The 12,279-nt window shown below is 58.8% G+C and carries 10 protein-coding genes; 3 read left to right on the top strand and 7 right to left on the bottom strand.

Going from position 1 to position 12,279, the window contains the following annotated elements:
* The first annotated feature begins 143 nt into the window (after window positions 1–143).
* Together AC2FJC_RS03765 and AC2FJC_RS03760 are read left to right on the top strand one after the other, a co-directional pair.
* Window positions 144–2,606, top strand: coding sequence for a penicillin acylase family protein (locus tag AC2FJC_RS03765; RefSeq protein ID WP_496738466.1), 2,463 nt, complete (start codon window positions 144–146; stop codon window positions 2,604–2,606).
* Between the two features lie 108 nt (window positions 2,607–2,714).
* On the top strand, window positions 2,715–3,110 hold the full coding sequence (locus AC2FJC_RS03760; RefSeq protein WP_496738465.1) for an SgcJ/EcaC family oxidoreductase: 396 nt from the start codon (window positions 2,715–2,717) through the stop codon (window positions 3,108–3,110).
* Window positions 3,111–3,122: 12 nt separating this feature from the next.
* Here the strand turns inward: AC2FJC_RS03760 and AC2FJC_RS03755 are convergent, their stop codons facing one another.
* The 5 genes from AC2FJC_RS03755 to trkA form a co-directional block, all read right to left on the bottom strand.
* Complete coding sequence (locus tag AC2FJC_RS03755; RefSeq protein ID WP_496705367.1) at window positions 3,123–3,407, bottom strand: putative quinol monooxygenase; 285 nt, start codon at window positions 3,405–3,407, stop codon at window positions 3,123–3,125.
* A gap of 18 nt (window positions 3,408–3,425) precedes the next feature.
* Window positions 3,426–4,697: a GTPase HflX gene (hflX, locus tag AC2FJC_RS03750; protein ID WP_496738464.1), complete on the bottom strand. Its 1,272-nt coding sequence runs from the start codon at window positions 4,695–4,697 to the stop codon at window positions 3,426–3,428.
* Window positions 4,697–4,936 (bottom strand): RNA chaperone Hfq, encoded by a 240-nt coding sequence (gene hfq / locus AC2FJC_RS03745; protein WP_005982826.1) that lies wholly within the window; start codon window positions 4,934–4,936, stop codon window positions 4,697–4,699. The genes hflX and hfq overlap by 1 nt, the downstream gene beginning before the upstream one ends.
* Window positions 4,937–5,062: 126 nt before the next feature.
* Window positions 5,063–6,601 (bottom strand): TrkH family potassium uptake protein, encoded by a 1,539-nt coding sequence (locus AC2FJC_RS03740; RefSeq protein WP_496738463.1) that lies wholly within the window; start codon window positions 6,599–6,601, stop codon window positions 5,063–5,065.
* The gene (gene trkA / locus AC2FJC_RS03735) at window positions 6,601–7,977 is read right to left on the bottom strand and encodes a Trk system potassium transporter TrkA (RefSeq protein ID WP_108858467.1); all 1,377 of its coding nucleotides are present in this window, start codon (window positions 7,975–7,977) and stop codon (window positions 6,601–6,603) included. The genes AC2FJC_RS03740 and trkA overlap by 1 nt, the downstream gene beginning before the upstream one ends.
* 96 nt (window positions 7,978–8,073) lie before the next feature.
* On the opposite strand from trkA, the gene AC2FJC_RS03730 reads away from it, so the two are divergent.
* Window positions 8,074–8,556, top strand: coding sequence for a hypothetical protein (locus tag AC2FJC_RS03730; RefSeq protein ID WP_496721695.1), 483 nt, complete (start codon window positions 8,074–8,076; stop codon window positions 8,554–8,556).
* 12 nt (window positions 8,557–8,568) lie between these two features.
* Here AC2FJC_RS03730 and ntrX read toward each other — a convergent pair whose 3' ends face one another.
* Both ntrX and AC2FJC_RS03720 read right to left on the bottom strand, forming a co-directional pair.
* The gene (ntrX, locus tag AC2FJC_RS03725) at window positions 8,569–9,978 is read right to left on the bottom strand and encodes a nitrogen assimilation response regulator NtrX (protein WP_496738462.1); all 1,410 of its coding nucleotides are present in this window, start codon (window positions 9,976–9,978) and stop codon (window positions 8,569–8,571) included.
* Window positions 9,975–12,263, bottom strand: a complete 2,289-nt coding sequence (locus AC2FJC_RS03720) for a sensor histidine kinase NtrY-like (protein WP_496738461.1) — start codon at window positions 12,261–12,263, stop codon at window positions 9,975–9,977. Before AC2FJC_RS03720 ends, ntrX begins: the two co-directional genes overlap by 4 nt.
* Between the last annotated feature and the right edge of the window lie 16 nt (window positions 12,264–12,279).

Raw genomic sequence — 12,279 nt, 5'->3', positions numbered from 1 at the left:
ACCCCGCCACATGTTCAAAACCATGTGGCGGGGTTATTCATCTCAACATGTTAACTCAACGTTCGCGCGGCGTTCCTCTTTCGGTTGCCCGGTCGTTCCAGTAGGGTTCAGCCAATAATTTCTTATGGGGATATGGGGCGTTCATGGGTCTTGTCTTTCGCTGGCTGGTACGGATTGCTACGGGCCTGATCCTGTTGGCCGTTGCGGCTGTGGGCCTTGTCTACTTTCTGGCCAGCCAGTCCCTGCCGGACTATGACCAGACCGTCGAAGTCAGCGGGCTGGGCGACCCGGTCGAGATCGTGCGCGACACCGCCAATGTTCCGCATATCCTTGCCGAAAGCGACCCGGACGTGTTCTTTGGCCTGGGCTATGCCCACGCGCAGGATCGCCTGTGGCAGATGACCGTGATGCGTCGCACGGCGCAGGGCCGTTTATCCGAAGTGTTCGGCAAGCGCACTGTCCCCATCGACAAGCTCTTGCGCCGTTTTGACTTGTACAGTCTTGCCCACCGCTCGGTCGAGGTGCAGGACGATTACACCAAAGCTGCGCTGCGCGCTTATTCTGCGGGCGTAAATGCCCGGCTGGACGAGATAAATGAGAACGCATTGGGACGCGGCGCGCCCGAGATGTTTCTGTTCAACGCACCTGTTTCGCCGTGGCAGCCCGGCGACAGCATTGCGATCATCAAACTGATGAGCTTGCAACTGTCCGACCATTTGAAAGATGAGGTCCTGCGCGCCCGCACTTCCCTGATGCTGAACGATCCTCAGCGGCTTGCCGATATCCTGCCAGACGTACCGGGCACGGGCATCGCGGCGCTGCCGGAATATGCATCTTTGTTCCCAGAACTACCGCGCTATGCCGAAGGCACGCCGATGCCATACTCGCCGCTGTCACCATTCCCTAAACGCGGCTTGGCCGGGGCGTCGAACGCGTGGTCCGCCGCGCCTTCGCGTTCGGCGATCGGGGGCACCCTGCTGGCCAACGACCCTCATCTGGGCCTGACCGCACCGGGCATTTGGTACCTGGCACGGCTGGAGCTTGTCAAAGGCGGTGTCATCGGTGCGACCATTCCGGGCGTTCCCGCGATCATGACGGGCCGCAGTGACCGGCTGGGCTGGGGTCTGACGTCGTCTTACCTGGACGATCAGGATGTTCACATCGAACAGCTGAACCCTGAAAACTCAGAAGAATACCTGTCGCCCGAAGGTTATAAACAGTTCCGCTCGCGCCCCTCAATCATCGAGATTAAAGATGAAGCCCCAATCACACTGACCCTGCGCTGGACCGAGAACGGACCCGTCTTGCCCGGCAGCCACTACGATCTGGAAACGATCACCCCGCCCGGACACGTCGCGTCGTTGTCCTGGACGGCGCTCAGCCCGCGCGACACGTCGATGACAGCGTCGATGGCCTTGATGAATTCGGACAGTGTGCGCGAAGCCATCGATGTGGCCGAGCTGTTCCTTGCGCCCTCGCAAAACCTGTCGCTGGTCGACAAGGACACGATCGGCATGAAGCTGATCGGCGCAATGCCAAGCCGAGACCTTCGCAACCAAAGCCGCGGCCGTATCCCAACGCCCGGTTGGTTGGCCGAGAACCTGTGGCAAGGCCGCTTGCCTTATGCAAACAACCCCGAATTCGTGACGCCAGCAGGCGGGATTTTGGGCAATACAAACAACAAGATCATCGACCGCCCCTTTCCCAACCACGTCTCATATGAATGGGGTGACACCCAAAGGGTGCACCGTTGGGAGCGCCTAATGCAATCGCGCGAGGTTCACACCCGCGACAGTTTTATCGAGGCGCAACTTGATACCGTCAGCTTTACCGCCCGTTCACTTCTGCCGCTAATCGGCGCCGATCTTTGGTTTACCGGAGCCTCTGCGCCCGAGGGCACACCGGAACGCCAGCGTCAGGTCGCGCTGGCCCTGCTGGCCGAGTGGAACGGTGAGATGAACGAGCACCTGCCTGAACCGCTGATCTATGCCGCATGGTTGCGCGCGCTGCAAATCCGGCTGATCTCGGACGAGCTGGGGCCGCTGGCGGCCGAATACAAACATGTTGAGCCGCTGTTCATCGAACGGGTGTACCGCGATATCGACGGCGCGTCGGTCTGGTGCGACGTGCGTCAGAGCGCGCCAGTGGAAACCTGCACCGACATGGCCCGGTTGGCGCTGGACGACGCGCTGATCTGGATCAGCGAGAAATACGGTGGTTCGCTGGAATCGCTGCGCTGGGGAGACGCCCATCAGGCCACGCATGACCACCCGGTTCTGGGCACGGTTCCCGTTCTGCGGTTCTTCGTCAACATCCGCCAATCCACCAGCGGCGGCGACAACACCCTACTGCGCGGACGGACATCAGGCGAAGGGCCCAACCCTTTCCAAAACGTGCACGGTGCGGGATATCGCGGCGTCTATGATTTTGCCGATCCCAACAGTTCGGTCTTTATCACGGCAACGGGTCAGTCGGGGCATTTCCTGTCGCGCTACTACGACGATCAGGCCCAGCTTTGGCGGCGAGGTGAGTATATCCCCATGTCACTGGACATGGATCTGGCCCGCGCGGCAGCAGTCGGCGTAACCAACCTGACCCCGCGCTGATTTCACTGCTTCGGCAGGACCTTGCCCCTTTTGCAAGCTGCCGTGGACGCGCGCAGGTGTTTTCGCCTACGATCTGCAAGCCGACAATTCGGGACCTTGGGGGTACAGATGGCCAGTTTTCGGGATATGTTGAACAATCTCGCACGCGATTACGCAATCGCGTGGAGCTCAGGCGACCCAAATGCGGTTGCCAGCTTTTTTGCCCCCGACGGGCAGATCACGATCAACCGGGGTGAACCAATTGTCGGCCGTGCCGCCGTCGCAGACATGGCGCGCGGATTCTACGCCGACTTCCCGGATCTGGAAGTGCGCTGCGACATGCTGCGATGGGCCGGATCACACGCGATTTTTGTCTGGACACTGGAAGGTCATCATTCCGAGACCGGCAACCACGTGGTCACACGTGGTTGGGAAGAATGGGAGCTGACCGAAGACAACGAAGTCCAATCTTCGCTTTTCTGGTTCGATGCAGACGACTATCAGCGCCAGATAGACGGGCAGTAGCGGACGCCCCGCCTAAACGCGCGTGATCTGATAGTCGCGCGGAATGCCTTCTGTCACCTTGAACCAGGTCGAGGCTTTGGTTCGCGCCTGATGGGCGTCAAAGGCCGCTTGGTTTTCAAAAATTTCGTGTACGTTGAACCGACCGGGAATATCCGCGTCTTCTGTGACGTCGAATGTGATGCAACCCGGTTCGGCCCGAGTCAGGGCGATGTGGTCCGGCAACGCCTCCCGCACCTGTGTGACACGGTCGGCAGGCACCGAAATATGACCACGCAGAACCACCTTAACTTTTGCCATCGTGACCTCGCTTGTCGATCAAAGCGCGGCGAACTGCGCCGCTTGCTTGTCGGTCCACAATACGGCGATCTGAAATCCGTCATCCGTCTGCTCTTCGGATTGAACGACATCCTGACGGAACAGCCACGCACGCTTGTTGCCTTCGGCAAACGCCAGCGTCAAAACCGTTTCGTGCCGAACCCCTTGCAAATTAACCGCGATCTCGGCCAACAAAGGTTCGATGCCCTCGCCCGTCACGGCAGAAATGGCAAAGATCGACGGGTCGCGGTCGGCCCGGGCAAACGTGGCCTCGCGCTCATCTTCGTTCAACAGGTCGATCTTGTTCCAGACCTCAAGCCGGGGCCGTTCGTCATCAACGCCCAACGAGGTCAAAATGGTCTCGACATCCTGCGCTTGCGCCTCGGTATCCTCATGGCTGATGTCGCGCACATGCACGACGATATCTGCGCCCAGAACCTCTTCGAGTGTGGCGCGGAAGGCCGCGACCAGTTCGGTTGGCAAGTTCGAAATGAACCCCACCGTGTCCGACAGAATCACCTCGGGGCCATCTGGTAACTCAACCCGCCTCATCGTGGGGTCCAGCGTTGCGAACAGCATGTCCTTGGCCATCACCTCGGCACCGGTCAAGCGATTGAACAAGGTTGACTTACCGGCGTTCGTATAGCCCACCAGCGCAACAATCGGATACGGCACCTTTGCCCGAGCAGCACGGTGCAAGGTCCGGGTCTTGATCACCTTCTGTAATTGACGGCGCAGGCGCACAAGCTGATCGTCGATCGCCCTTCGGTCAGCCTCGATCTGGGTTTCACCGGGACCACCGACAAACCCCAATCCACCCCGCTGGCGTTCAAGGTGGGTCCAGGCGCGAACCAGACGCGTACGCTGATAGCTGAGCGCGGCCATCTCGACCTGCAGCACACCTTCACGGGTACGGGCGCGGTCGCTGAAAATCTCAAGGATCAATCCGGTCCGGTCGAGGATCTTTACCTTCCACGCCTTTTCCAGATTGCGCTGCTGAACTGGAGTCACGGGACCATCAATCAGAACCAGCTCGACCTCGGCGTCATGAAATCGTTCGCCCAGCTCCTCGATCTTGCCGGTCCCGAACAACAGCCCTGGCTGGGCACGTGGTAGACGCACAATATCGGACCCGATCACATCTAGATCGGGCAAAGCGGCAGCCAGTGCCACCGCCTCTTCCAGCGCCGGTCCAGGAACACGGCGCTGTTCATCTGATTTGATTTCCGGATGCAGCACCCAAGCCCGGGTGCGCGTCCTGTCATGTTCCATCAAGAGGCGTCTTCGCCCTCATAAAGGTTGATCGGCTGCGACGGCATGATCGTAGAAATTGCGTGTTTGTAGACCAGCTGCGACTGTCCGTCGCGGCGCAACAATACGCAGAAATTGTCGAACCAGGTGATGACACCCTGCAATTTCACACCGTTGATCAGGAAAATTGTGACCGGGACCTTTGCTTTCCGTACATTATTCAGGAACGCGTCCTGCAGATTCTGTCTGTCCGAAGCCATATTATTATAATCTCGCCATTGTTCTTGCTACGCGCTGCGGACCAACGCGCTCCCTCTGGCAGAGTATGGAGTGTCGTTAACCGATATTCCAGATGAAAAATAAGGTGTCGGCAAAGGTGAGGATTCTTAGTCTCGCCAGAGGGTTGGCGTAATCAGCGCAATGATCGCCAAAGTTTCCAATCGCCCGATCACCATCGCCGCACACATGGTCAGCTTTGCGCCCCAGGGCAAATCGACCAGACGGATGGGAACATCGGTGGCCAGTTCGATCAGCGGCCCGGTGGTGCTGAGTGCCGCAACGCTGAGGACCATCGCCTGTTCAAACCCCGACCCCATCGCGGCCAGCAGCAGATTGAACAGTGCTGCGGTCAAGGCGAACATCATCAGGAAGATCCAGGCGATAAAGGCCCCGTCGCTTTGAATGCGACGGTTACCGCCGCCAATGCCACTAACGGATGAGGGATAGATCAACCGATCAATCTCGCGCGCGCCATTGAGGTACAGGGCAAAGACCCGCAGCAGTTTGACCCCGCCCGCCGTTGTGGCCACCCCCCCTCCGATCAGGGCGAGACCCATCAGGATCAGCCCGGGGGTGCCAAGGCCGGACAATTGCTGGGCATCATTCCAGTTTGCGCTTTCGAAACCGGCTGTGGTCAGGAAAGACAACGCCGTAAAGATCATACCCCAGATCACGCTGAGTGCCTGAAGCGGTTCCAGCTGATTGCCGATTTCCAGAACGCCGGCCCAGACGCGCGCGAACAACAGTGCCGCGACGACACCCACAATCATCAAGCCAATCCGGAATTCGGGGTCTTGGTCCAGCCGGGAATAGCCTGTGGTCGCCGTATCGGTCGAAAACGTCAGCCGCGACAAGGCGAAGAACAAGAACAGAAACAGGATCGCTTCGCCTGTTATTCCGGCCTGCGCCCCCTCCAGCCCACCGACAGGTGAGATCCCCGACGTGGCCATGGTTGACATGGCGTGACACACGGCAGTCAGGCCGTTTTCTCCGGCGATCAGCAGCAGGATCCATATGGTTGCGGTCAGACCGGTATAGACTGGTGTCAAGGTCCGGGTCACACGGATCAGACGGCCGCGGGGGTCGACCTCTTCGCTTTGTGCGACGCCCGACACCGGGCGACCGGGCTGGCCGCGCGCCGTAATCTCGAACCCGCCTAGCGACAAGGGCGCCAGAATTGCAGCCGCAGCAATCCACATCAGCAAGCCGCCCATCCAGCCGACCAAAGCACGCCACAGGTGCAGCGGTGAGGTCAGGCGATCCGGGTCCGGAAACAGATCTGCACCGGTGGTGGTCACAGCACTGACCATATCAAAATACGCATTCAAAAAGGTGGTGGTGCCCAAGGCATCATGCAGCGGAATCGCCAGAAACAGCGGCAGGACGGTAAAACACCCCAGCAACACGGCCAGTTGCCCCAGCGTCCCACGTCGCGGCACCCGGTTTGATGCTGCCACAGCGATCGTGGATACCACGAACAGTCCCAGAAGGCCGGAGTAGAAAAACGATCGCGACGTGTCGTGATCATCCAAGGCCAGCGCGTAAATCGCTGGAATCCACATCGACAACGCAGCGATTCCCGAGATCAACAGAAACAGCGGCAATCGCTGTATCAAAGTGATCTGTTGTCTCAGAGCGCGCGCCATCAGAAGAAATCGATTGAAACCTGCATCAGGCGCTCGACCTCGGGAACGTCCTTGGCCATGGCAAAGATCGCCACCACATCCTTTTCATCAATCCGCAGGCTGCCTGTCGGGCGCAAAAGCTCATCACCCTTTCGGACAGCGCCCACCAGAACGCCTTCGGGAAAATCAATATCCCGCAGCTTCTGTCCTGCCATGGGCGAGGTCGACAGCACCTCGGCCTCGATCACTTCAGCCTCGGCGTCCCCGATAGAATAGACCTGCCGCACCCGCCCGTGGCGGATATGACGCAGGATCGAGCTGACTGTGGTCGCACGCGGGTTAATGTAGGCGTCGATCCCCAGCGGCCCCATCAGGGCCACCATGCTGGGATCATTGATCAAGGCAATTGCCAGGGCACAACCTTCGGCCTTGGCCCGCACTGCAGCCAGCATGTTGGCTCGGTCGTCATCGGTGACCGCCAACATCGCGTCGGCACGTTCGATCCCGGCCTCGCGCAGCAGTGCGGCATCCAGCCCGTCGCCATTCAGGACAATCGTCCGTTCCAGTGTTTCTGCAGCTATTTCAGCGCTTTGGCGATCACGCTCGATCACCTTGGCGCGCACGCGGCTTTCACGCTCTTCCAACGTCCGGGCCACTTCCAACCCGACATTGCCGCCACCAACGATCACGACGCGGTCCTGCTTCTTTTGGGCCTTTCCGAAAACCTCCATTGTGCGGTCCACGTCTTTGACATTGGTAAAGACATAGCATTCGTCGCCGACAAATAGCTGATCTTCGGATTCAGGCGCAAACAGCGTTCCATCCCGCCGAACACCGACAACGATTGAGCTGAGCGTCGAAAACAGGTCCGTGAGCTGCCGCAATGGCGTGTTCACGATGGGGCAATCTTCGTCGATACGGATGCCCAACAGCTGCGCCTGCCCATCCATGAACATCTCAGTATCAAAGGCGGACGGGGCCGAAAGGCGGCGCATGGCAGCAGCTGCGACTTCGCGTTCAGGGCTGATCACGACGTCGATGGGCAAGTGGTCACGACGGAACAGATCTGAATGGATCGCCTGCAAATACGATTTAGCCCGCAACCGCGCGATCTTGCGCTGGATGGAAAAGATCGAATGCGCCATCTGACAGGTGACCATATTCACCTCGTCCGAATGGGTCGCTGCGATGATCATATCGGCATCCCGCGCGCCTGCCCGTTCCAGCACGTCAGGATAGCTGGCAAATCCGGCAATCCCCTGAACATCCAGCGTTTCCGTCGCCCGGCGCACCAGATCGGGATTGTTGTCCACCACCGTTACGTCATTCAGTTCGCCCGACAAGTGACGTGCGATCTGCCAGCCGACCTGACCGGCACCGCAAATGATGACCTTCATGTTTCTGGCCCTTCTGCCTGAAATCCTTGAATGACAGATGCCCCCAAAGCGGTCAATTGAATTGTCATTCGGGCGAAGCTGGGGCAAGATAACCCTATGAAATCAGTGCTTCACTTACTAATTCCTCTGACCGTCCTGTCCGCATGCAGCGGCCCACTTTCGCTGTACTACCGCGAAGGTGAAAGCGTGTCGCGCGCGCAGTCCGAGACCACGCAATGTCAGGTTAAGGCGGTAAATGACGTTCCCGTGGCTAATCAGGTGCGGCAAAGCCCGCCCACATACTGGCCGGGACGCACTTATTGCGACAACCGGGGGCACTGCTATCGCTCGCCTGGTTGGTGGGAACCCGGGCGCGTGTATACGGTCGACGTGAATGCCGGACTGCGCAATCAGGTCGAGGCCCAATGCATGGCCAAAAAAGGCTTTCGTCCGATCAGCCTGCCGCCCTGCAAACAGAGCGTAAAGTCTCAGGTTCCACCCGCGCGCACAACGAAACTGCCGCCGCTGGGAACCCAATCCTGCTATGTGAAATTCGACGACGGCTCGTTTCAGATCATCACCCCGGGTCAGGCAGGGTAAAGCCCCGGCGGATTACTCCGCCGGTTCTGGTTCGTCGATCTGCGCCACCCGCGCCCCGGATTTGTTCGAGGTCACAACACCAAGCGATTTCAGCTTGCGGTGCAGCGCGCTGCGTTCCATGCCCACAAAGCTGGCGGTTCGGCTGATATTGCCACCGAAACGGTTGATCTGGGTCAGCAGGTACTCACGTTCGAACGCCTCCCGCGCTTCCCGCAGCGGCAGCGTTGCCAGCGCACCGGACAAAACCACGCGGCCCGAGTCGTCGGTTTTCTCTTCTTCGGTTGGCAATTCGCGGGCTTCGATCGGGCCTGTTCCATCGCCCAGGATCAGGACACGCTCGATCAGGTTCTTCAGCTGACGCACATTGCCGGGCCAGGTCATGGTCTGCAACAATGCCACCGCCTCTTCCGAGATTTCGCGAATCGGTAAGCCTTGGGTTTCGTTACACATTTCGATGAAATGCTGCGCCAGAACCGGAATATCCTCGCGACGGTCCTCCATCGAAGGCACCGCGATCGGAACGACGTTCAGGCGGTGATACAGCTCTTCGCGGAACCGGTCAGCTTCGATTTCGGCATCAAGATCGCGATTTGTCGACGAGATGACCCTCAGATCCACTCGCACCTTGTCAGACCCGCCTACCCGCTGGAATTGCTGGTCGACCAGAACCCGCAGAATCTTGGATTGCGTCCCTAAGGGCATGTCGGCCACTTCGTCAAAGTAGATCACGCCTCCGTGGGCCTCTTCCAACAAGCCGGATTCGATCCCGCGTTCCGTTGACTCGCGCCCGAATAGCACCTCTTCGACGCGCTCAGGTTCGACCCCTGCGCAGTTAACGATGACGAAAGGGGCGTTGGCGCGGTTGGAATGGGCGTGGATATAACGCGCGGCAATCTCTTTGCCTGACCCGGCTGGCCCGCTCAACATCACGCGGCCGTTCGACTTGGTGACCTTGTCCAGCTGGCTCTGCATCGCCCGGAACGAGGCCGATTTGCCGATCATGTCCGAGTTTGTGACCTCGCGGCGCTTGAGCGAGGCATTCTCGCGGCGCAAGCGCGAGGTCTCCATGGCGCGGCGGATCACGACCATCAACTGGTCTATGTTGAACGGCTTTTCGATAAAGTCGTAAGCGCCCTGCTTGATCGCCGCCACAGCAATTTCGATATTTCCGTGACCGGAAATGATCACCACCGGCACGTCAGGGTTGTCGCGTTTCACCGACTTCAGGATATCGATCCCGTCCATGCGGCTGTCTTTCAGCCAGATATCAAGGATCAACAGACCCGGCGGCTCAGAATTGATCGACGACATACACTCGTCCGAGTTTGCCGCCAGCCGGGTGGAATAGCCTTCGTCCTCCAGAATGTCGGACACCAGTTCGCGAATATCGCGTTCGTCATCTACGATCAGAATGTCGCTCATCTTTGGCCTGCTTTCAGTTTGTTAGTATGAATTGCCTGCTTTTGTGGCGCTGCGGTCTGGGAAATATTGCCCCCTGGCAAACGGATCACGGCCATCGCACCGAAATGGTCCTGTCCGTCGAAAACGGGCGCGTCTTCCAAAGTCAGCGCTCCGCCATGTTCTTCTATGATTTTCTTGACGATGGGCAGGCCCAGCCCCGTGCCTTCGTCGCGCGTGGTGACATAGGGTTCAAATAACCGCGCCCGATCTTCGGGCAACCCAATGCCATTGTCCGCTATTGTAATGATCGTACCCGTATCATCGTTGGAGATGTCCACTTTGATCTGTGGCTTCAAATTTTCTGGCGGGCCTTTTTTCTTAAGTGTTTCAATGGCCTCACCCGCGTTCTTTATCAAGTTCGTCAACGCCTGGTTCAACATCGTCGCATCGACATCTGCCAGGATGGGGTTGTCTGGCAACGTCGCGTCGATCTGAACGTCCGGCTGTCCGGCTTGCTGCAACAACACGGCTTCGCGCACCAAGTTAACAACGTCTTCCTCACGCCGAACCGGTTCGGGCATCCGCGCGAATTTCGAAAACTCGTCCACGATCCGTCGCAGATCGTTGGTCTGCCGCACGATCACATCGGTCATGGATTCAAGGCTGTCACAATCCTCTTCGTTCAGTTTGCGCGAGAATTTGCGCTTGATCCGTTCCGCGCTGAGCTGGATCGGCGTTAGCGGGTTCTTGATCTCATGGGCAATACGGCGGGCCACATCGCCCCAGGCCGCCATGCGCTGTGCACTGACCAGATCGGTCACGTCATCAAAGGCCACCACGTAGCCTTCCAAACCGCCATCCTCACCGCGCCGGATCGCCATGCGCACGAGCAAGTTTTCCAACCGCCCCTTGCGCGTGACCTTAACCTCACCCTGTACGGCCTCTTGACCGCTGGCTTTTAGATTTTCGAACAAGGGAAGAAATTCGGGAACCGCGATGCCGATAGCCAATTGTTCTTCACCACGCGACCAGTCCAGAAGACGCTCGGCCGAGCGGTTTACGAAAGTGACACATCCATCCGAGTCGACGCCAACCACGCCCGAAGTCACCGAGCTGAGCACGGAATCAAACAGGCGGCGGCGGCGTTCGATTTGACGCGTGTTTTCCAACAACGTTTCGCGCTGCCCTTTAAGTTGCCGTGTCATCTGATTGAAATAACGACCTAACATGGCGATTTCGTCATCGCTGGCCTCTTCGATGACCTGAACGCTCAGATCCCCGGCGCCGACCCTTTGTGCGGCTGTAGTCAGACGGCCAACCGGGCGCGACAGGCGTTCAGCGAACCACATCCCCAACGACATCGCGGCAAGGATCAGGATGACCGCAAAGCCCAGGTACAGGAGCCCGAACTCGAAAAGAACCCGGCCCCTTTCACTTTCAAGCTGTTGGTAGAACTGAACCGTTTCCTTGGTGTCATCCAGTAATTTCAGCAGTTCGCCATCCACCTCGCGGCTAACATAGAGATACCGGTCCAGATAGGCCTGCAACGGTGCCAGCGCGCGGAACTCGTTGTTTTGCCAATCGGCAATGATCAGAAGGCCGCTGTCGGTTGCTTCAACCATCTGCTCCGGTGTCGGCGGTTCATAGTTGAACAGGTAGGACCGGTCGCCACGGGATTTGATTTCTCCACTGCCATCAATGACATAGGCCTCGCGCAAGCCCCGCTGAATCTGCGATTGTCCCTGTGCCAGAACCTCGCGCAGTTCTGCGTCCGAGATGTAGAAGTCCAGCGTTCGCGCATTGTCGAGGAATCGGGAAAGAACGATAGCGTCCTGTGTCAGGCCGCTGCGGTGTTCAAGCTCATAGGCCTCGGCCGCCGACAGGGATGATCCGACAACCTGACGTACCCGATCCGAAAACCATCCCTCAAGCCCGATATTCACCGTAAGGCCGGCAAAGATCGCGACGGTCACTGTCGGCACCAGGGCCAGCAAGGTGAACGCACCGATCAGCCGCAGGTGCAGACGAGACCCGGCAGATTTCGCCCGCCGTGCAGCGATCAGGCTGAACACCTGCCCCAGAACAAGTGCTGCAACGACCAGCACATAGACCAGATCCGCCAACAGAATCAGCCGCAGCGTGGGCGCTGCCGAACCCAAATCAAACGGACCGATGACCAGATATGTGGCCAACGCCAGAAGCGGCCCCAAAAGGACCAGCCCTAGGGTGCTAAAATTGCGCAGTTTTCGGGATTTCCGCCACCGATCAATCGATAGGATCAGCCCGCTCTGTGCTCGGGTTGCCACCGTCTGCCCTCATCCT

The organism is Ruegeria sp. CDSB117 (assembly GCF_059611005.1).
The sequence above is the reverse complement of the archived record's forward strand: the minus strand, read 5'-3'. Positions and strand labels throughout refer to the sequence as shown.

What these genes read in the sequence shown, in the direction of transcription:
- AC2FJC_RS03740 (WP_496738463.1), bottom strand. Translation starts at nt 6,601, where the DNA reads ATGGCGCGCGCTCTGAGACAACAGATCACTTTGATACAGCGATTGCCG.
- AC2FJC_RS03755 (WP_496705367.1), bottom strand. Translation starts at nt 3,407, where the DNA reads ATGGCAAAAGTTAAGGTGGTTCTGCGTGGTCATATTTCGGTGCCTGCC.
- AC2FJC_RS03760 (WP_496738465.1), top strand. Translation starts at nt 2,715, where the DNA reads ATGGCCAGTTTTCGGGATATGTTGAACAATCTCGCACGCGATTACGCA.
- AC2FJC_RS03765 (WP_496738466.1), top strand. Translation starts at nt 144, where the DNA reads ATGGGTCTTGTCTTTCGCTGGCTGGTACGGATTGCTACGGGCCTGATC.
- trkA (WP_108858467.1), bottom strand. Translation starts at nt 7,977, where the DNA reads ATGAAGGTCATCATTTGCGGTGCCGGTCAGGTCGGCTGGCAGATCGCA.
- AC2FJC_RS03730 (WP_496721695.1), top strand. Translation starts at nt 8,074, where the DNA reads ATGAAATCAGTGCTTCACTTACTAATTCCTCTGACCGTCCTGTCCGCA.
- hflX (WP_496738464.1), bottom strand. Translation starts at nt 4,697, where the DNA reads ATGGAACATGACAGGACGCGCACCCGGGCTTGGGTGCTGCATCCGGAA.
- hfq (WP_005982826.1), bottom strand. Translation starts at nt 4,936, where the DNA reads ATGGCTTCGGACAGACAGAATCTGCAGGACGCGTTCCTGAATAATGTA.
- ntrX (WP_496738462.1), bottom strand. Translation starts at nt 9,978, where the DNA reads ATGAGCGACATTCTGATCGTAGATGACGAACGCGATATTCGCGAACTG.